Origin of the sequence: Streptomyces sp. NPDC012935, assembly GCF_042900345.1 — a bacterium.
Lineage (GTDB): Bacteria > Actinomycetota > Actinomycetes > Streptomycetales > Streptomycetaceae > Streptomyces.
The window spans coordinates 474,910-492,484 of record NZ_JBIBBC010000003.1; the positions used below are offsets into that span (position 1 = coordinate 474,910).

Annotated in this window: 19 protein-coding genes; 8 read left to right on the forward strand and 11 right to left on the reverse strand. The window is 71.3% G+C overall.

Annotated features, from left to right (window positions below):
* Position 1: 1 nt before the first annotated feature.
* On the reverse strand, positions 2 to 1,480 hold the full coding sequence (locus tag ACFY5C_RS10945; RefSeq protein WP_389443040.1) for a glutamate--cysteine ligase: 1,479 nt from the start codon (positions 1,478 to 1,480) through the stop codon (positions 2 to 4).
* A gap of 204 nt (positions 1,481 to 1,684) precedes the next feature.
* On the opposite strand from ACFY5C_RS10945, the gene ACFY5C_RS10950 reads away from it, so the two are divergent.
* Both ACFY5C_RS10950 and ACFY5C_RS10955 read left to right on the forward strand, forming a co-directional pair.
* Positions 1,685 to 2,854, forward strand: a complete 1,170-nt coding sequence (locus ACFY5C_RS10950) for an MFS transporter (RefSeq protein ID WP_389443042.1) — start codon at positions 1,685 to 1,687, stop codon at positions 2,852 to 2,854.
* 43 nt (positions 2,855 to 2,897) lie between these two features.
* Positions 2,898 to 3,311, forward strand: coding sequence for a VOC family protein (locus tag ACFY5C_RS10955; protein WP_389443044.1), 414 nt, complete (start codon positions 2,898 to 2,900; stop codon positions 3,309 to 3,311).
* Positions 3,312 to 3,366: 55 nt separating this feature from the next.
* Here ACFY5C_RS10955 and ACFY5C_RS10960 read toward each other — a convergent pair whose 3' ends face one another.
* Positions 3,367 to 3,942 carry a DM13 domain-containing protein gene (locus tag ACFY5C_RS10960; RefSeq protein ID WP_389443046.1) on the reverse strand — a complete coding sequence of 192 codons (576 nt, stop codon included), beginning with the start codon at positions 3,940 to 3,942 and terminating at the stop codon, positions 3,367 to 3,369.
* 158 nt (positions 3,943 to 4,100) lie between these two features.
* Here ACFY5C_RS10960 and ACFY5C_RS10965 point away from each other — a divergent pair, with 158 nt between their 5' ends.
* Complete coding sequence (locus ACFY5C_RS10965; protein WP_389443048.1) at positions 4,101 to 4,841, forward strand: maleylpyruvate isomerase family mycothiol-dependent enzyme; 741 nt, start codon at positions 4,101 to 4,103, stop codon at positions 4,839 to 4,841.
* A gap of 41 nt (positions 4,842 to 4,882) precedes the next feature.
* Here the strand turns inward: ACFY5C_RS10965 and ACFY5C_RS10970 are convergent, their stop codons facing one another.
* Positions 4,883 to 5,260, reverse strand: a complete 378-nt coding sequence (locus tag ACFY5C_RS10970; protein WP_389443050.1) for a MarR family winged helix-turn-helix transcriptional regulator — start codon at positions 5,258 to 5,260, stop codon at positions 4,883 to 4,885.
* A gap of 85 nt (positions 5,261 to 5,345) precedes the next feature.
* Here ACFY5C_RS10970 and ACFY5C_RS10975 point away from each other — a divergent pair, with 85 nt between their 5' ends.
* A complete protein-coding gene (locus ACFY5C_RS10975) occupies positions 5,346 to 6,824 on the forward strand; it encodes an MFS transporter (RefSeq protein WP_389443051.1) in 1,479 nt (492 codons plus the stop codon).
* Here ACFY5C_RS10975 and ACFY5C_RS10980 read toward each other — a convergent pair.
* Positions 6,808 to 7,371, reverse strand: coding sequence for a GNAT family N-acetyltransferase (locus ACFY5C_RS10980; protein ID WP_389443053.1), 564 nt, complete (start codon positions 7,369 to 7,371; stop codon positions 6,808 to 6,810). The genes ACFY5C_RS10975 and ACFY5C_RS10980 overlap by 17 nt on opposite strands.
* Positions 7,372 to 7,494: 123 nt before the next feature.
* Here ACFY5C_RS10980 and ACFY5C_RS10985 point away from each other — a divergent pair, with 123 nt between their 5' ends.
* A complete protein-coding gene (locus tag ACFY5C_RS10985; RefSeq protein WP_389443055.1) occupies positions 7,495 to 7,800 on the forward strand; it encodes a DUF6332 family protein in 306 nt (101 codons plus the stop codon).
* Here ACFY5C_RS10985 and ACFY5C_RS10990 read toward each other — a convergent pair.
* The 3 genes from ACFY5C_RS10990 to ACFY5C_RS11000 form a co-directional block, all read right to left on the reverse strand.
* Complete coding sequence (locus tag ACFY5C_RS10990; RefSeq protein ID WP_389443057.1) at positions 7,761 to 8,426, reverse strand: response regulator; 666 nt, start codon at positions 8,424 to 8,426, stop codon at positions 7,761 to 7,763. The genes ACFY5C_RS10985 and ACFY5C_RS10990 overlap by 40 nt on opposite strands.
* A complete protein-coding gene (locus ACFY5C_RS10995) occupies positions 8,423 to 9,682 on the reverse strand; it encodes a sensor histidine kinase (protein ID WP_389443058.1) in 1,260 nt (419 codons plus the stop codon). Before ACFY5C_RS10995 ends, ACFY5C_RS10990 begins: the two co-directional genes overlap by 4 nt.
* Positions 9,683 to 9,786: 104 nt before the next feature.
* Complete coding sequence (locus ACFY5C_RS11000; RefSeq protein WP_389443060.1) at positions 9,787 to 10,476, reverse strand: TetR/AcrR family transcriptional regulator; 690 nt, start codon at positions 10,474 to 10,476, stop codon at positions 9,787 to 9,789.
* 140 nt (positions 10,477 to 10,616) lie between these two features.
* Between ACFY5C_RS11000 and ACFY5C_RS11005 the strand changes: the two genes are divergently transcribed.
* Positions 10,617 to 11,066, forward strand: coding sequence for a nitroreductase family deazaflavin-dependent oxidoreductase (locus ACFY5C_RS11005; protein WP_389443062.1), 450 nt, complete (start codon positions 10,617 to 10,619; stop codon positions 11,064 to 11,066).
* Positions 11,067 to 11,123: 57 nt separating this feature from the next.
* Here the strand turns inward: ACFY5C_RS11005 and ACFY5C_RS11010 are convergent, their stop codons facing one another.
* Complete coding sequence (locus tag ACFY5C_RS11010; RefSeq protein ID WP_389443064.1) at positions 11,124 to 12,380, reverse strand: geranylgeranyl reductase family protein; 1,257 nt, start codon at positions 12,378 to 12,380, stop codon at positions 11,124 to 11,126.
* 133 nt (positions 12,381 to 12,513) lie between these two features.
* On the opposite strand from ACFY5C_RS11010, the gene ACFY5C_RS11015 reads away from it, so the two are divergent.
* Together ACFY5C_RS11015 and ACFY5C_RS11020 are read left to right on the forward strand one after the other, a co-directional pair.
* Entirely contained in the window at positions 12,514 to 13,869 is a 1,356-nt protein-coding gene (locus ACFY5C_RS11015) for a dipeptidase (protein WP_389443066.1), read from the forward strand.
* A gap of 24 nt (positions 13,870 to 13,893) precedes the next feature.
* On the forward strand, positions 13,894 to 14,952 hold the full coding sequence (locus tag ACFY5C_RS11020; RefSeq protein ID WP_389443068.1) for a protein kinase family protein: 1,059 nt from the start codon (positions 13,894 to 13,896) through the stop codon (positions 14,950 to 14,952).
* On the opposite strand, the gene ACFY5C_RS11025 is transcribed toward ACFY5C_RS11020, so the two are convergent.
* The 3 genes from ACFY5C_RS11025 to ACFY5C_RS11035 form a co-directional block, all read right to left on the reverse strand.
* Entirely contained in the window at positions 14,919 to 15,962 is a 1,044-nt protein-coding gene (locus tag ACFY5C_RS11025) for an NUDIX domain-containing protein (RefSeq protein ID WP_389443070.1), read from the reverse strand. The genes ACFY5C_RS11020 and ACFY5C_RS11025 overlap by 34 nt on opposite strands.
* A gap of 143 nt (positions 15,963 to 16,105) precedes the next feature.
* The gene (locus ACFY5C_RS11030) at positions 16,106 to 16,384 is read right to left on the reverse strand and encodes a hypothetical protein (protein WP_389443072.1); all 279 of its coding nucleotides are present in this window, start codon (positions 16,382 to 16,384) and stop codon (positions 16,106 to 16,108) included.
* Positions 16,385 to 16,434: 50 nt separating this feature from the next.
* The gene (locus ACFY5C_RS11035; protein WP_389443074.1) at positions 16,435 to 17,421 is read right to left on the reverse strand and encodes a TIGR01777 family oxidoreductase; all 987 of its coding nucleotides are present in this window, start codon (positions 17,419 to 17,421) and stop codon (positions 16,435 to 16,437) included.
* Positions 17,422 to 17,575 lie beyond the last annotated feature (154 nt).

Below are 17,575 nucleotides of genomic sequence, written 5' to 3' on the forward strand. Positions count from 1 at the left end.
GTCAGTCCACGGGCCAGGTGTGCGCGGCGGCGTTGAGGTGCATGTAGTCCATGTACGCCGTGGTCATCTGCCGCAGGGCCTCCATCCGGTCGGAAACGCCGGCCTTCTCCAGCTGGTGGACCGTCTCCGCCTGCCACAGCGCGCCGTTGCGTGCGGTGATGCAGCGCTGCTCGATGATGCCCAGCAGGGGTTCGCGCCACGCCGCGTCCAGGCCGGCCAGCTCCAGACCACGGTGGGCCAGGGGCAGCAGGCGCCGCAACACCAGTTCCGCGACCGGCACTTCGCCCATGCCGGGCCAGTACAGGCGGGCGTCGATGCCGTCACGGGCCGCGGTGTGCAGGTTCTCCTCGGCGACCGAGAACGACATCCGCGTCCAGATCGGCCGGTCCTCGTCGACGAGGGCGCGGGTCAGGCCGTAGTAGAAGGCGCCGTTGGCGATGATGTCGGCCACCGTGGGCCCGGCCGGCAGGACGCGGTTCTCGATGCGCAGATGCGGACCGCTGTCGGTGACGGCGTAGATCGGGCGGTTCCAGCGGTAGATCGTGCCGTTGTGCAGGGTGAGTTCGCCCAGTTCCGGAGCACCGCCGCCGTCGAGGGCGGTCTGCGGGTCCTCGTCGTCGCACAGCGGCAGGAGCGCCGGGAAGTAGCGCACGTTCTCCTCGAACAGGTCGAAGACGCTGGTGATCCAGCGCTCCCCGAACCACACCCGGGGTCGTACGCCCTGGGCCTTGATCTCCTGCGGGCGGGTGTCGGTGGCCTGTTCGAACAGGGGGATACGGGTCTCGCGCCACAGCTCCCGGCCGAAGAGGTAGGGGGAGTTCGCCGCGAGGGCGATCTGCACGCCGGCGACGGCCTGGGCCGCGTTCCAGTAGGCCGCGAACTCCTTGGGTGCGACCTGAAGGTGGAACTGGGTGCTGGTGCAGGCGGCTTCGGGGGTGATGGTGTCGGCGTAGGTCGCCAGGCGCTCCACACCGTCCACCGTGATCCGCAGGTCCTCGCCGCGAGCCGCGAAGATCTGCTCGTTGAGCAGCTGGTACCGCGGATCACCGGAGAGGGCCCGCTCGCCGACGTCCGCCTCCCCCAGGGTCGGCAGAATGCCGACCATGATCAGGTGGGCGCCCACGGCCGAGGCGCGGTCCTCGGCGTGGTTGAGCGCGTCACGGATCGCCTGCTCCCAGGCGCCGGGCCCACCGGTGGTCAGCTCCCTGGGCGGAATGTTGATCTCCAGGTTGAAGCGGCCCAGCTCGCTCGACCAGGCGGGGTCGGCGATCGCCTGGAGCACGTCGGTGTTGCGCATCGCCGGCAGCCCGTCGTCGTCCACCAGGTTGAGCTCGATCTCCAGCCCGACCTGGGGCCGCTCGCTCTCGAAGGCCGACTCGTGCAGCATCTGCGCCAGCACGTCGAGGCAGGTGTGCATCTTCTCCCGGTACCGACGGCGATCCTCCCGTGTGAACACCAGGGCCGGCACGTCACGTCCCATGCGCCCTCCCGAGTTCCCTCGGCGGATAGCTCTGGTCTTAGCGTCGCACTTAGGGCGGCAGCGGGACAGTCAAGGCACCGACCTGGTCCGCCCCTCCCGCTCTCTCCCCCCGGTCGCCCTCCCCGTCTGCCCCTTGTCGTCACCCACGGACCCGCTTAGCCTGAGTTTGTGCCGCAAATAAACAAAGCCCGATCGCACAACGTCGTGCCGGGCACCCCGAACGACCTCGCCCGCCTCCGTATCGCCCTGACCACCTTCTTCGCCCTGGACGGCTTCCTCTTCGCCGGCTGGGTCGTGCGCATTCCCGCCATCAAGGAGCAGACCGGCGCGTCGGCCGGCGACCTCGGCCTGGCCCTGCTCGGCGTCTCCGCCGGTGCCGTGCTCACGATGACGCTCACCGGCCGGCTCTGCCGCCGCTTCGGCACCCACGAGGTCACCGTGGTCTGCGCCGTCCTGCTCTCCCTCAGCGTGGCGCTGCCTCCGCTCACCCACTCGACGCTCGCCCTGGGTGCCGTCCTGTTGATCTTCGGGGCCGCGTACGGCGGCATCAACGTCGCCTTCAACAGCGCCGCCGTGGACCTGGTCGCCGCCCTGCGCCGGCCCGTCATGCCCAGCTTCCACGCGGCATTCAGCCTGGGCGGCATGGTCGGCGCGGGCCTCGGCGGGCTGGTCGCGGAAGCCCTCTCCCCCACCCGGCATCTGCTGAGCCTCACCGTCATCGGGCTGCTGGTGACGGCAGTGGCGGGACGTACGCTGCTGCGCCACGAGGCGCCGGCGCCCACGAGCCCCGGACGCCCCGCGAAGGACGCCCCGCGCCGCCTCGATCCCCGAACGCGCGCACTGGTGGTCGTCTTCGGCCTGATCGCCCTGTGCACGGCCTACGGCGAGGGCGCCATGGCCGACTGGGGCGCCCTGCACCTCGAACAGGACCTGGCCGCCTCGCCCGGCGTCGCAGCCATCGGCTACTCGTGCTTCGCCCTGGCCATGACCATAGGCCGGCTCTCCGGTACGGCCCTCCTGGAACGGCTCGGCCACGGCCGTACCGTCGTCGCGGGCGGCGCCACCGCGGCGGCCGGCATGGTCCTCGGCTCGCTCGCGCCCTCCCTGTGGGCGGCGCTGCTCGGATTCGCGGTGACCGGGCTCGGTCTGGCCAACCTCTTCCCCGTCGCCGTCGAACGCGCAGGCACCCTCGCAGGTCCGAGCGGAGTCGCGATCGCCTCCACCCTCGGCTACGGCGGCATGCTCCTCGGACCACCGGCCATCGGCTTCATGGCGGACTGGTTCTCCCTGCCCGTCGCCCTCACCAGCGTGGCCGTACTGGCGGCGATCGCCACACTCATCGGCGTCGCGACCCGGCGCACGGCACCCGGCTGACCGAGACCGTACGCGCTCGCCGGCCCAGGACGTTGTCCGGCCCATGCCCCGGCCCCGTCATGGCCGGACGGCACGCCTCCACGACCACGTCATCGACTGTGCCCGTCCGGCCGCCACGGCCCGCTTCTGGTCCGCCGCCCTCGACGACTACGCCATCGCCCCGTACGACGACGCCGAGCCGGCGCGGCTGCGCGCGCAAGGCATCCCGGGCCCGGAGAACGACCCGACCGTGCTCGTCGAACCCCGTGGCGGTGGCCCTCGGCTGTGGTGTCAGCTCGTGCCCAAGCCCAAGCGCGTGAAGAACCGCCTGCACCTGGACCTGGCCGCCACCGACCCGGAGTCCGAGCTCGGCCGGCTCACCACCCTCGGGGCGACCCTCGTGACCCGCCACGAGGACCACTGGGTCCTGGCCGACCCCGAGGGGAACGAGTTCTGCTTGTTTCCCAGCCCGTCCTGAACACCCCGCACCCGCGCCTTGGGCCGCATGGCAGCGCCCGGCGCCCTGACGCCGCTCAGACCCGCGCAAGCTCCGCCGCCCCGAACGACACGTCGAAGCGGTCGCACCAGATGCTGACGCTGCTGTAGCGGGACAGGTCGACGGCCTGCGGCACCACGTAGTTCTGGCTGCCCTTGTTGCCCTTGAGCTTGCCGAGGCTGATGTGCGCGCCGTCGTCGAACACGCGCCAGCCGGCCGTGCCCTTCTTCACCGGAGCGTCCGTCAGCAGCACGCGCAGGTCGGGCCCGTTGCTGGTCTCCAGCTTCTCCAGTCGTACGACATGGGATCCGTCGGCCAGCCGTACGAGCTTCACGGTGCCCGACGTCGCGTGCTCATGGCTGATCAGCTCACCGCCGGCCAGCGTCTTCGGGCCGGGCGCCGAAGAGACCGCCCCCTCCGGCGCGGACGCACCCGGCGAGGAGGTCGCCCCAGCCGGGGCCGGCGCCGCCGCGGGCAGGGCCTCCTCCACGGTCCGGTCCTGCCACAGCTTCCACGGCTGGAACCAGTACAGCCCGAAGCCGCCCACGGCCACGACCAGCACCAGGGCCCCGATGCCCCACGGCCCGAGCAGCTTCCTGCGCACCAGCCCCATAACCGCCCCGCTTCCTGAGAGTCATCCGTCGACCGTCCGTCGACGTCCATTCAACGGAACCCGCCGCCCGCCGTGCACACCGAGGGTGATGACGAAACCCTTACGTCCCGACGCACCGCCGCCAGGACCGCAGGCATCGGGTCCGGCACACTCACCCCATGGAGACCGCCGACTTCGTCCGGACCCTGGACCGCGAGGGTCAGCTGCTCGCGGCGGCAGCCGAGGCGGCCGGGTCCGGCGCCAGGGTGCCCACCTGTCCGGACTGGCAGGTGCGGGATCTGCTGCGGCACACGGGCATGGTGCACCGCTGGGCGGCGGGGTTCGTGGCCGAGGGTCACACCTCCGCGCACCCTGACGGCGGCCTGCCCGACCTCGACGGCGCCGCGCTGCTCGCCTGGTTCCGCGAGGGGCACCGTCACCTCGTCGACACGCTGGCCGGCGCCCCGGCCGACGTGCGCTGCTGGCACTTCCTGCCCGCTCCCTCGCCTCTCGCGTTCTGGGCCCGCAGACAGGCGCACGAGACGACGGTGCACCGTTTCGACGCGGAGGCGGCACGCGGCGGCACCCCGAGCGGGATCGACCCCGACTTCGCGGCAGACGGCATCGACGAGTTGCTGTGCGCCTTCCACGCCCGGCGCAGGAGCCGGGTCCGCAGCGCCGAACCCCGGGTGCTGCAGGTGCGGGCGACGGACGCGAGCGGCGCGGTGTGGACCGTACGGCTTTCGCAGGAACCGCCGGTGGCCGGGCGGGGCGACGCCGCCCGGGCCGACTGCGAGATCTCCGGGCCGGTCGCACGGCTGTATCTGGCGCTGTGGAACCGGCTGCCCTTCCCGCACGTGACCGGCGACGCCGCTGTCGCCACGCTGTGGCGGGAGAACTCCGCCGTCACCTGGAGCTGAACGGAGCCACCGCGCGCGGCCCGACCCGGGCCGTACGCCCGTCAGTTCGCCAGCATCCTGGTCAGCACCGCGCGCTGCACCGGCAGCACCTCGCGGTGCAGCGCGCGCCCCTTCGCCGTGAGGCACACCCGCACGCCCCGCCGGTCCTCCGCGCACAAGCCGCGCTCGACGAGTCCGTCCTTCTCCAGCCGGGCGATCAGCCGCGACAGGGCACTCTGGCTCAGATGGACGCGCTCGGAGATCTCCTGGACCCGGTACGAACAGGCGCCGTCCGCCAGCACGTCCAGGACCTCGAAGTCGCTGGCGCACAGGCCGTGTTGATGCAGCGACCGGTCGAGTTCGCACTGGGTGCGCGCGTGCAGCGCCAGGATGTCCCGCCACTGGTCCACGAGCGCCCGCTCGGCCTTCGTCGCCGCCATGGCCGCACCGTAGCAGAAATCGCGTTTTGTTGCACTGGCATTAAATGCACTTGCATTCGATGCGTGCGCATGTAGTGTCTCGCCCATGACCTCTCCGCTCATCTCCCCCGCGTCCGACGGACGTTGGACCCCCCGGCTGTGGGGCACCTTGCTGGTGCTGTGCGCCGCGATGTTCCTGGACGCACTCGACGTGTCGATGGTCGGCGTCGCCCTGCCGTCCATCGGCGCCGACCTGGGCCTGTCCACCTCGACCCTGCAGTGGATCGTCAGCGGCTACATCCTCGGCTACGGCGGTCTGCTCCTCCTCGGCGGACGCGCCGCCGACCTGCTGGGCCGACGCCAGGTCTTCCTGGTGGCCCTCGCCGTCTTCGCGCTCGCCTCGTTGCTCGGCGGGCTCGTCGACTCGGGCCCGCTGCTGATCGCAAGCCGCTTCATCAAGGGCCTGGCCGCCGCCTTCACCGCGCCCGCCGGTCTGTCCATCATCACCACGACGTTCGCCGAGGGCCCGGTACGCAACCGGGCACTGGCGATCTACACCACCTGCGGTGCCACCGGCTACTCGATGGGGCTGGTCTTCTCCGGCCTGCTCACCGAGGCCAGTTGGCGCCTGACCATGCTGCTCCCGGCACCCGTCGCACTGATCGCCCTGGCCGTCGGCCTGAAGCTGCTGCCGCGCACCGAGCGCGAGAAGACCACCGGCGGCTACGACATCCCGGGCGCCGTCCTCGGCACCGCCTCGATGCTGCTGCTCGTCTTCACCGTCGTCGAAGCCCCGGAAGCCGGCTGGGGCTCCGCGCGCACAGTCCTGTCCTTCGTCGCCGTCGTCTCCCTGCTGACAGCTTTCGTCCGCGTCGAACGGCGCAGCCCGAGCCCGCTGATCCGGCTCGGCGTGCTGCGCTCCGGGGCCCAAGTGCGAGCTCAGCTCGGCGCGTTGACGTTCGTCGGCAGCTACATCGGCTTCCAGTTCCTGGTCACGCTGTACATGCAGGAGCTGCTCGGCTGGTCGGCGCTGCACACGGCTCTGGCGTTCCTGCCTGCGGGCGCACTCGTGGCGCTGTCGGCGACGAAGGTCGGTGCGATCATCGACCGGTTCGGCACGGCACGGCTGATCGCGATCGGCTTCGCGCTGATGGTCGCCGGCTATGTCCTGTTCCTGCGCATCGACCTCGCCCCGGTCTACGCGGCGGTGATCCTGCCCACCATGCTGCTGGTCGGCTCGGCGTTCGCGCTGACCTTCCCCTCGCTGAACGTCCAGGCCACGAACGGCGTCGACGAACACGAGCAGGGCATGGTCTCGGGCCTGCTCAACACCTCGGTCCAGGTGGGCGGTGCGCTCTTCCTGGCGGTGGTGACGGCCGTGCTGACCGCGAACACACCCGAGGAGTCCGCGTCCCCGCAGGCCCACCTCGACAGTTACATGCCGGCTCTGATGGTGATCACGGGCATCGCGGTCGTGGGGCTGCTGATCGCCCTCACCGGACTGCGCACGCGTCGCGAGCAGCGGACCGTGGTGGTCGCCAAGTCCACGTCCCCGGAGGCGGAACGCGTCACCGTTCGCGACTAGGGACCGCGGCCGGTGTCGGACTCCACACGCCGAACCACTGCTCGGCGCCGTACTCCTCGAACCGCTCCACCTCGGTGAACCCCAGCTTCCTTGCGAGGCGCATCGCGCGGTGGTTGGCGGTCCGGGTGGTGAGCACCACTGGTTCGCCGGGCAGCGCGTCGGCGAACCAGTCGAGTGCCGCCGCGCATCCCTCGCCGGCGTACCCGTATCCCCACGCCTCCGGCAGGAACAGGTAGCCGAGTTCGGTCCTCCCGGCATCCGGAAGGACGTGACCCGGCCGCTCTGCGTCGCGTCGATCGAGCGTGATCATGCCGATCATCGCTCCGTCGAGGTCGATCACGAACAGGCCGGGACGGCGCCCTGGCACCTCGGGCACGGCTCGCTCGAGCTCATCACGCGGTCGAGGCCCCCCGATGCAGGTGCCCACCTCCGGCGAGGCGAGCAGCTCGACGAACGCCGTACGGTCGCGGGCCTCGGACTCGCGGAGCACGAGCCGCCCGGTCCTGATCGGTGCAGGTGGCCAGAGAACGGCTCCAAGCTCCGTCATGACGGGCGACGTAACGCACGGCCGTGAGAGTGACCCGACACAGACGGCCCGGGGGAACTTCCTCAAGGTGCGCCCGGCGGCGCCCGCTTGCTCCGCCGGGCGCACGCCTGTGAAACTCCCTGTATGACCATGTATGGGGGACGGCGCAGTCAGGCCGAGCGGGACGCGATCACCGTCGAGATCGGATACGCCCTGTGCAGTGCGGCGTTCGCGGCGGCCGTGCTGTTCGGGGCCGTGGCCGGACCGGCGTTCGCCTTCGATGTGTCGGCCGGGACGCGCTCGACGCTCGTCGCGGCGGGGACGACCGCGGCGGCCGTGCTGTTCGCCGCCCGGGTCGTCAGTGTGCTGGTCCGCTTCGGGAGGCGGAAGGCCGCCGCAGGCGAGACCGGTCAGCCCAGCCAGCCCGGCCGTACCAACCCGGACTCGTAGGCCAGGACGACGAGTTGGGCCCGGTCTCGGGCGCCGAGCTTCACCATCGTTCGGCTGACGTGCGTCTTCGCGGTGAGCGGGCTGACGACCAGGCGCCGGGCGATCTCCTCGTTGGACAGTCCGATGCCGACCAGAGCCATCACCTCCCGCTCGCGCTCGGTGAGTTCGGCGAGGGCGTCGGCGGCCGCGGGCTCCTTGGAGCGGGCGGCGAACTCGGCGATGAGGCGGCGGGTCACACCCGGCGACAGGAGCGCGTCACCCTCGACGACCGCCCGTACGGCGCGCAGGAGTTCGTCCGGCTCGGTGTCCTTGACCAGGAAGCCGGAGGCGCCCGAGCGGATGGCCTCGAAGACGTACTCGTCGAGCTCGAAGGTGGTGAGCATGACCACCTTGACGCCCTTGAGGTCGCCGTCGTCGGTGACCCGGCGGGTCGCGGCGAGCCCGTCCACGAGCGGCATGCGGATGTCCATCAGGACGACGTCGGGCCGCAGTTCGCGCACCTTGCGCACCGCCTCCTCGCCGTCGGATGCCTCTCCCGCCACCTCGATGTCGGGCTGTGCGTCGAGCAGCGCGCGGAAGCCGGCCCGCACCAGCGACTGGTCGTCGGCGAGCAGTACGCGGATCACCGGTCCTCCTTGACGTGGTTGCTCGGTTCGCCGGCGGGTGCCTTCAACGGCAGTACGGCAAGCACCCGGAACCCGCCGTCGGCTCGCGGGCCCGCCTCGATCGTGCCACCGAGCGCGGCCGCCCGCTCCCGCATTCCGGCGAGTCCGTTGCCGCTGCCGCCCGCGTCGGTGCCGGTCGCGGGACCGTCGTCGTCGATGCGCAGCCGTAGCGTCGTCCTGTCGGAGTGATCGAGGTGCACGCGGGCGTGCCGTGATTCCGAGTGGCGTACGACGTTGGTGAGGGCTTCCTGGATGATCCGGAAGGCGGCGAGGTCCGTGCCCGGTGCCAGGCGGGGCGGCTCGCCCTCGACCTCGACGGTGAGGCCCGCGCTCGCGGCCTGCTCCACGAGTTCGGGCAGCCGGTCGAGGCCGGGGGCCGGGGCGCGAGGCGCGTCGCCGGGGGTGCGCAGGGTGTCGAGCACCTGGCGGACCTCGCCGAGCGCCTCCTTGCTCTTGGCCTTGATGGTGGTGAGGGCCGATCGCGCCTGCTCGGGGTCGGTGTCGAGGAGGGCGAGTCCGACGCCCGCCTGCACATTGATCACGGAGATGCTGTGCGCGAGGACGTCGTGCAGTTCGCGGGCGATCCGCAGCCGTTCCTCGTCGGCGCGCCGCCGGGCCGCCTGCGCCCGTTCGGCCCGCTCCCGCACCCACTGCTCGCGCCGCGTCCTGGCCAGCTCCGACACCGCCACGATCGCCGCCACCCAGGCGGCGATCACGCCTTCCTGTCCCCAGGGGGCGGCCGGGTCACCGGACGGCGGCAGCCACCGGTACAGCCAGTGGGCGACCAGGGCGTGCCCGATCCACAGCACCCCGACCGCCGCCCATGCGGCTCTGCGGTGTCCGGTGACGATGGCGTTGAAGCAGGCCACCGCGACGGCCAGGAAGACCGGGCCGTACGGGTATCCGGCGCCGAGGTAGAGCGTGGCGGCGACCGCCGTCCCGAAGACGACGGCCACCGGGTACCGCTTGCGCCAGAGCAGCAGGGCCGACGCCACGAACAGCAGGACGCGTGCGAAGGGGTCGAGCGCGGCCCGGTCGTCCAGCTGCCCCTCGGCCGCGAAGTTCGAGCCTGCCATCACGAAGACCGTGATCAGCAGCGTGGATCGCCAGGGCCAGCGAGAGGCGTGCTCCTCGTCCTCCCAGCGGTTCCACCACGGCGGCCCCTGCCGCCACCACATCGGCGGACCGCCGCCCCGGCGTACCTGCTGCTCATCCATGTCCGCCACGCTAGACGCGATGGTCGCCGGGCGGCGTCACCCGGGCGTGGTGATCACGCATACTCCCTGCGAAGTACGCCCTCCCCTCCCCCCCCGGCGGCGGCTCACTCCAGGCCCACGCCCCGGGCGAGCCGTCCCACGGCATCCCGGAAGAACGTCTCCCGGTCCTCCACGACCCGGTGGAACTGCCCGAACAGCTCGAACCCGACGAGCCCGAAGAGCTGGGCCCAGGCGGCGATCAGGGCCGCGACCGTCGCCGGTGGGAGGTCGGGGGCCAGGTCGGCGGCCATGCGCTCGGCCTCGGGGCGCAGTTCGGCGGACAGGGGCGGTTCGGTAAGGCCGGAGTGCTGGTGGGCGTCGCGGAGGATGCCGATGAACAGAAGGCCGACGCGGGAGGCGGGCGGGACCGTGGTGTCGGGCGCGGTGTAGCCGGGCACCGGTGAGCCGTAGATCAGCGCGTACTCGTGCGGATGCCGCAGCGCCCAGTCGCGCACCGCCTCCGCGACCGCCGTCCAGCGCCCCACGGGCCCGGCGTCAGCGGCCTTGCCGTGCGCGGCCTCCGCGCTCTCGCCGAGGGAGTCGTAGGCGTCGATGATGAGAGCGGTCAGCAGGTCGTCCCGGCTGGGGAAGTACCGGTAGAGGGCGGAGGAGACCATGCCGAGTTCGCGGGCCACGGCGCGCAGCGAGAGCTTCGCGGCGCCCTCGGCCGCGAGCTGTCTGCGCGCCTCGTCCTTGATGGCCGCGGTGACTTCCATCCTTGCCCGGGCACGTGCGCCCTGTGTGGTGCTGCTCATGTGAGCCACTCTCCCACGAATAACGGAGCACTGCACATATTCGAGAGCACTGCTCTTGCTCTGGATCGGCAGTCTCGTGCACACTGCTCTCAAGCGAGAGCACCGCTCTCTCAAATCGAGATCGAACTCCGGGAGTCACCATGTCGTCGCCGTACTACCTCAAGGGCAGCCCGCTGACCGTCCGCTTCAACAGCGTCGTCGGCTGGCTGGCGCGGCACGGATTCAGCATCGCGGGCACGGCGGAGATGTCCGTGCGCGGGCGCAAGAGCGGCACCATGCAGCGCATCCCGGTCAACCCGCACACGTACGACGGCACGCAGTACCTCGTCTCGGCCCGCGGTCACTCCCAGTGGGTGCGCAACATGCGTGCCGCCGGCGGCGGGGAACTGCGCGTCGGGCGCAAGGTGCGCCAGTTCTCCGCGGTGGAGATCCCCGACGAGGAGAAGCTCCCGATCCTGCGGACCTACCTGGAGAAGTGGGGCTGGGAGGTCAACCAGTACTTCGACGGCGTCACCGCGAAGTCCTCCGACGAGGAGATCATCGCGGCCGCCCCGGACCACCCCGTTTTCCGGATCTCCATCGGCAAGTGACCGGGGCCTCGTACGCAAGCGCCCCGGTCTGTCGTCACGCAGCGACCGGGATCATCGTCAGGAAGTGGCCTCGTCGGCCGCCGGCGCCGGAGTCGGGTTCGCCGACTGACGGTTGTCCAGCGCGGTCAGGGCCCGCTGTGCCATGGGGTGAGTACGGACCATCTCACCCAGCGACGTGGCGCCGCGGGTGATGTCCATGAACGCCTTCCAGGCCGGCCGGAAACCGGTCAGGGCCATGTGGAAGAGCCCGGGACGACGCTCGAACACCGTCAGCAGCCGCTTGCCGACACTCATCTCGACGCCGAGGCCCGCCTTGATCGCGAAGGCGTAGTTCAGCGCCTGCCGCCGGGTGTCCACCGCGTCGTTCGCCTCGGCGATCCGGACCGCCCACTCCCCCGCGAGCCGCCCCGACCGCAGGGCGAAGGAGATTCCCTCGCGCGTCCACGGCTCCAGCAGACCCGCCGCGTCACCGCACACCAGCACACGCCCGCGCGACAGCGGCGAGTCGTCGGCGCGACAGCGCGTCAAGTGGCCGGAGGAGATGCTCGGTTCGAAGCCGGCGAGCCCGAGCCGCCCGATGAACTCCTCCAGATACCGCTTGGTCGCGGCGCCTTCACCGCGCGCCGAGATCACCCCGACCGTGAGCGTGTCGCCCTTGGGGAAGACCCAGCCGTAACTGCCGGGAATCGGCCCCCAGTCGATGAGCACCCGCCCCTGCCAGTCCTCGGCGACCGTCTCCGGCACCGGGATCTCCGCCTCCAGGCCGAGGTCCACCTGGTCGAGCTTCACCCCGACGTGGGCTCCTATCCGGCTGGCGCTGCCGTCCGCGCCCACGACTGCCCGCGCGAGCAGGGTCTCGCCGCCCTGCAGGACCACGGCGACGCTGCGCCGGTCCGGCACCGCCGAACCGTGCTGCTCCACGCGCTGCACGGTCACGCCCGTACGCAGCTCGGCGCCCGCCTTCTGGGCGTGCTCGACCAGTTGCTGGTCGAACTCGGGCCGGTTGATCAGCCCGAACAGCATGTGCTTGGAGCGGCGGGTGCGGGTGAAGCGGCCGTTGTTGGAGAACGTGACCGCGTGCACCCGGTCCCGGAAAGGCAGCTCGAAGCCCGGTGGGAGCGAGTCGCGCGAGGGGCCGATGATGCCGCCGCCGCATGTCTTGTAGCGCGGCAGCTCCGCTTTCTCCAGCACCAGCACGCTCCGCCCGGCGACGGCCGCCGCATACGCGGCCGAGGCCCCCGCGGGTCCCGCGCCCACCACGACGACGTCCCACACCTGCTGCACGTCGTCCGCCGAAGAGTTCTCGCTGCTCACGATGGTCTACTGCTCCCGATCAAGCCGCCTACGCCTGCTGTCCCCCGCATCCTACGGCGGGCATCGTCGCAGGCCGCTGTGGGAGGATCACAGCACTCACTGGTACAACGTCGCACCCACAAGGAGCGTGCCCATGTCGTCGAATCCGGTCGCCGAGACCGTCGCCTCGCTGATGCCGAGGGCGAAGGCGGAGCTCACCGAACTGGTGGCCTTCAAGTCGGTGGCGGACTTCGACCAGTTCCCGAGGAGCGAGAGCGAGGGCGCCGCCCGCTGGGTCGCCGACGCCCTGCGCGCGGAGGGCTTCGAGGACGTGGCCCTGCTGGACACCCCCGACGGCACTCAGTCGGTGTACGGCTACCTGCCCGGCCCCGCGGGCGCGAAGACGGTCCTGCTGTACGCCCACTACGACGTGCAGCCCCCGCTGGACGAGGCCGCCTGGCACACCCCGCCCTTCGAGCTGACCGAGCGCGACGGCCGCTGGTACGGGCGCGGCGCCGCCGACTGCAAGGGCGGCCTGATCATGCACCTGCTGGCGCTGCGCGCACTCAAGGCCGACGGCGGGGTGCCGGTGCACGTGAAGGTGATCGCCGAGGGCTCGGAGGAGATGGGCACGGGCGGTCTGGAGCGGTACGCCGAGGCGCACCCCGACCTGCTGGCGGCCGACACCATCGTGATCGGCGACGCGGGCAACTTCCGCGTCGGCCTGCCGACGGTCACCTCGACGCTGCGCGGCATGACCCTCATGCGCGTGCAGATCGACACACTCGAAGGCAACCTGCACTCGGGCCAGTTCGGCGGGGCGGCTCCGGACGCCCTCGGCGCGCTGATCCGCGTCCTGGACTCGCTGCGCGCCGAGGACGGTTCCACGACGGTGGACGGGCTGACCGACGAGTCGGCGTGGCAGGGGCTGCAGTACGACGAGGCGCAGTTCCGCAAGGACGCCAAGGTCCTCGACGGCGTCGAGCTGATCGGCTCGGGCACGGTCGCCGACCGTATCTGGTCACGCCCCGCCGTCACCGTCCTCGGCATCGACTGCCCGCCCGTCGTCGGCGCCACCCCGTCCGTGCAGGCGAGCGCCCGGGCGCTGATCAGCCTGCGGGTGCCGCCGGGCGTCGACACCGTCGAGGCGACCAAGCTGCTCCAGGCCCACCTGGAGACGCACACGCCGTGGGGAGCCCGGGTGCACACCGAGCAGATAGGCCAGGGCCAGGCGTTCCGCGCCGACACGAGCAGCCCGGCGTACCAGGCCATGGCGGACGCGATGGCGGTCGCGTACCCGGGCCAGGAGATGCAGTACGCCGGCCAGGGCGGCTCGATCCCGCTGTGCAACACCCTCGCCTCCCTCTACCCGCACGCGGAGATCCTCCTCATCGGCCTGAGCGAGCCGGAGGCGCAGATCCACGCCGTGAACGAGAGCGTGTCGCCGCAGGAGCTGGAGCGGCTGTCGGTCGCGGAGGCGCTGTTCCTCCGTAATTACGCGGCGAGTTGAGGGACCCCAGCTGATGATGGGGCGATGATCCGCACCGAACGCCTCGCCGCCCACACCGACATCGCCACGTCCCTGGCGCTTCTCAGCGACCACGAACTCGCGGCCCTCGTGGAGTCGGGCGAACCGCTCGGCACCGGGATCGGCGGCCGCTCGACGCTGATCGAGGTGGACGGCCGACGGGTCTTCGTGAAGCGGGTGCCGCTCACCGACGCCGAGTTGCGGCCGGAGAACGTCCGCTCCACCGCGAACCTCCTCGGGCTGCCGACGTTCTTCCACTACGGCATCGGCAGTCCGGGGTTCGGTGCCTGGCGGGAACTCGCCGTGCACACGATGACCACGAACTGGGTCCTGGCCGACCGGTTCGCGGGGTTCCCGCTGACGCACCACTGGCGGGTCCTGCCCGACGTACCGCAGCCGTTGCACGAGTTGCTGTCCGACGTGGAGCGGGCCGTCGACTACTGGGGCGGCGCCCCGGCGGTACGCGAGCGCATCGAGGGACTGCGGACTGCGTCCGCGAGCCTGACGCTGTTCCTGGAGTACGTGCCGTTCACGCTCAACGAATGGCTGGACGCCCGGCTGCGCACGGAGGAAGCCGACGCCGCGTGCGCTTTTGTGGAAAGAGAGCTCGCGGCCACCGCCGGCTTCCTCCGCGAGGCCGGGCTGGTGCACTTCGACGCCCACTTCCTGAACTTCCTCACGGATGGCCACCGGCTCTACCTCGCCGACTACGGCCTCGCCCTCTGCGCTCGCTTCCCTCTCACGCCGCCGGAGCGCGACTTCTTCGAGCGGCATCGGCACTACGACCGCGACTACACCGCCTTCCACTTCGTGAACTGGCTCGCGACCGCCCTGTACGGCTTCGGCACGGACGATCGCGAGGCCTTTGTGCGGGACTGCGCCGACGGAGCGACGCCGCGGGACATCCCGCGCACCGCCGCCGGCATCATCGAGCGCCATGCGCCGCTGGCCGTCGTGATGGGTGACTTCGCCAAGCGGCTGCAGCAGGAGAGCCGGCTGACCCCGTACCCGTACGACGAGCTGCGGCTCGCTCAGGAAGGCGCCGGCACGCCCGCCTCCAGATAGAGCGCCGCACCGCGTTCCCGCGCCCGCAGTGCCCAGCGCAGCCGCTCGTACCGCACCGGCGGCAGCAGCTCGGCCGCCTCCGCCTCGGTGACGAAACGCCAGTCGCGCAGTTCGGGCCCGGGCAGCAGGAGCTGTTCGGCCTCCGCCGAGTCGAGCCGCCCGCCGTCGAAGAGGAGGCGCAGACCTCCGTAGCCGGGGGGCGAGGGCCGCTCCCAGTCGACGACGAGGAGGCGCGGTACGTCGTCCAGCCGTATCCCCGTCTCCTCGGCGACCTCGCGTATGCCCGCGCGCGCGGGCGCCTCGCCCGGTTCGACGACGCCACCGGGGAACTCCCAGCCTGCCTTGTAGGTGGGGTCGACGAGCAGCACGCGGTCCTCCTCGTCGAAGAGCAGGACACCCGAGGCGAGGGTCTCGGCGGTGGGCTCGGGCGTCTGCACGATGTCGCAGGCGGGGACCGAACCGCTGCCGACGGCCTCCGCGATACGGACGGCGGTCTCGTACGGTGTCAGGCCACCGTTGTCGACGGGATGGGCGTCGGCGGTGAGCCAGGAAGCCAGCGCGGCGCGATACGGCTCTATGCGGTCGTACGACCACTGTCTGACCCGTATCTCGCCGTCGGGCAGGTCGGACGGAACCTCCCGCCCGGCTATTCGCTCCCGCAGGATCGTTTCCGCCGGGGCGAGGAGCACATGCTGGACGGTGATGCGGCGGGCGGCGAGGCCACCGAAGATCTCGTCGCGGTACTCCTGGCGCAGCAGCGTCATCGGAACCACGAGGGTCCCGCCCAGCTCGGCGAGCAGCGCGGCCGCCGTGTCGATCACGAGACGTCGCCAGATCGGCAGGTCCTGGAAGTCACCGACCTCGGTGAGGTGTTTGGGCGGAAGCAGGTGAGTGAGTGCTCCGCCGATGACCTCGGGGTCGAAGAGCGTGCTGTTCGGGATCAGCTCGATCAGTTCCCGTGCGGTGGTGGTCTTCCCCGCACCGAACGCACCGTTGATCCAAACGATCACGTTTCCCCCTCTTCTGTTGGCCCCCTGTGGCTTGCCCGCTCCACCCTGCCACGGAAACCAGCTCCCGTAGAGAGCGCATGACAACGGCGCCGGAGCCCCTCGGATGCGGGGGCTGCGGCGCCGTGCGGTCGTGCCTGGGCTCGTCAGCCCTTCTTGCCGTTCTTGGTCTTTCCGTGCGGGGCGTCGTTCACGGCCCGGTCCGTCTCCCGGTTGATGGCCCGGCCGACGGTGTCCAGGGCGTCGTTCACGTTCACACCGGCGACCTTCGTCTGAGCGCCGCTGACAGGGATCCCGGCGGCAGGCAAGCCGGTGGCGGGGGAACCACCGGTGGCGGGGGTTTCGGCGGCGTGGGACGGAGTGACCGCCGCGACGACGAATCCGGTGGCCAGGGAGGCGATGGCGAGCATGCTGCGCTTCTTCATGGTCGGTTCAACTGTGGAACGGCGCGCGGGTCACGCCCCTCTTCGGGCGATCAGGTCAGTGACGGGACTCCGGCCCCGGTCCGGCCCCGGCGGAGCCCGCGCTGCCGTACGCGCCGTACGAGGTCGTCGGCCGCTTCCGGCCAGCGGGCGTACTCGAAGGCGAACCCCTCGTCGAGCAGCCGGCCGGGCACGACTCGGCGGCTCTTGAGCAGCAGCTCGGTGTCCGAGCGCAGGGCGAACGCGCCGATCTCCGCCATCCACCTCGTCGCGGGCAGGCCCACGGGGACGTGCGACGCGGAGCGGAGGTCCCGCATGAACGCGCGTTGCGGGAGGGGTTCCGGGGCGGCGATGTTCACCGGCCCGACGAGGTCCTCCCGCTCGATCAGGAACTCGACCGCGCGGACGAAGTCGCGGTCGTGGACCCAGGAGATGTACTGGCCGCCGCCCGCGACGGGGCCGCCGAGGCCCAGTCGCGCGAGCCGCAGCAGGATGTCGAGGACGCCGCCGCGATCCGGGCTCATCACCATGGCGGAGCGCAGGGCGACCTTCCGGGTGTGCGGCGTGTCGGCCTCCTCCTGCGCCCGCTCCCAGGACCTGGCGATGTCGACGCTGTAGGACCAGTAGTCCGGCACATCGGGCTCACTGCCGCCGATGACACCCGTCGCCTCGTCGTTGGGCGCGTCGAAGCGGTGGGCGTAGATGGTGGCCGTGCTCATCTGCAACCAGACCCGCGGCGGGCGCGCTGCGCTCGCGATCGCCTCGCCGACGACCTGGGTGGAGTGCACCCGCGAATCCATCATGGCCTGCAGATTGGGCGCGGTGTAGCGGCAGCTGACACTGCGCCCCGCCAGGTTGATCACGACGTCGCTGCCGTCGATCGCCGTGGCCCACGGTCCCAGGGTCTCGCCGTCCCAGTGGACCTCGCCGTCGCGCGTGGGCCGCCTGGTCAGGACGACGACCTCGTGTCCCGCGCTGCTCAGCGCACGCTTCAGGACCGCGCCCACCTGCCCGGTTCCCCCGGGAATCACTATCTTCATGGGCTCCCCCTCTCGTGTGGGGACGACCTTACCCCAGGGTGTTGAACATGTTCAAAAACTCTGTCCGGATCGCCGTTCCACCCTCCGACGACTTCCAACACACTCCGACAGGTTCTACCGTGAACGCACTATGACGCGTACATGCCGTCATCCG

Bases quoted from the DNA above. Each gene is read 5' to 3' on its own strand.
- ACFY5C_RS11020 (WP_389443068.1), top strand. From the start codon at position 13,894: ATGATCCGCACCGAACGCCTCGCCGCCCACACCGACATCGCCACGTCC.
- ACFY5C_RS10975 (WP_389443051.1), top strand. From the start codon at position 5,346: ATGACCTCTCCGCTCATCTCCCCCGCGTCCGACGGACGTTGGACCCCC.
- ACFY5C_RS11030 (WP_389443072.1), bottom strand. From the start codon at position 16,384: ATGAAGAAGCGCAGCATGCTCGCCATCGCCTCCCTGGCCACCGGATTC.
- ACFY5C_RS11005 (WP_389443062.1), top strand. From the start codon at position 10,617: ATGTCGTCGCCGTACTACCTCAAGGGCAGCCCGCTGACCGTCCGCTTC.
- ACFY5C_RS10995 (WP_389443058.1), bottom strand. From the start codon at position 9,682: ATGGATGAGCAGCAGGTACGCCGGGGCGGCGGTCCGCCGATGTGGTGG.
- ACFY5C_RS10970 (WP_389443050.1), bottom strand. From the start codon at position 5,260: ATGGCGGCGACGAAGGCCGAGCGGGCGCTCGTGGACCAGTGGCGGGAC.
- ACFY5C_RS10955 (WP_389443044.1), top strand. From the start codon at position 2,898: ATGCCCCGGCCCCGTCATGGCCGGACGGCACGCCTCCACGACCACGTC.
- ACFY5C_RS10985 (WP_389443055.1), top strand. From the start codon at position 7,495: ATGACCATGTATGGGGGACGGCGCAGTCAGGCCGAGCGGGACGCGATC.
- ACFY5C_RS11000 (WP_389443060.1), bottom strand. From the start codon at position 10,476: ATGAGCAGCACCACACAGGGCGCACGTGCCCGGGCAAGGATGGAAGTC.
- ACFY5C_RS11035 (WP_389443074.1), bottom strand. From the start codon at position 17,421: ATGAAGATAGTGATTCCCGGGGGAACCGGGCAGGTGGGCGCGGTCCTG.
- ACFY5C_RS10965 (WP_389443048.1), top strand. From the start codon at position 4,101: ATGGAGACCGCCGACTTCGTCCGGACCCTGGACCGCGAGGGTCAGCTG.
- ACFY5C_RS10980 (WP_389443053.1), bottom strand. From the start codon at position 7,371: ATGACGGAGCTTGGAGCCGTTCTCTGGCCACCTGCACCGATCAGGACC.
- ACFY5C_RS10960 (WP_389443046.1), bottom strand. From the start codon at position 3,942: ATGGGGCTGGTGCGCAGGAAGCTGCTCGGGCCGTGGGGCATCGGGGCC.
- ACFY5C_RS10945 (WP_389443040.1), bottom strand. From the start codon at position 1,480: ATGGGACGTGACGTGCCGGCCCTGGTGTTCACACGGGAGGATCGCCGT.
- ACFY5C_RS11015 (WP_389443066.1), top strand. From the start codon at position 12,514: ATGTCGTCGAATCCGGTCGCCGAGACCGTCGCCTCGCTGATGCCGAGG.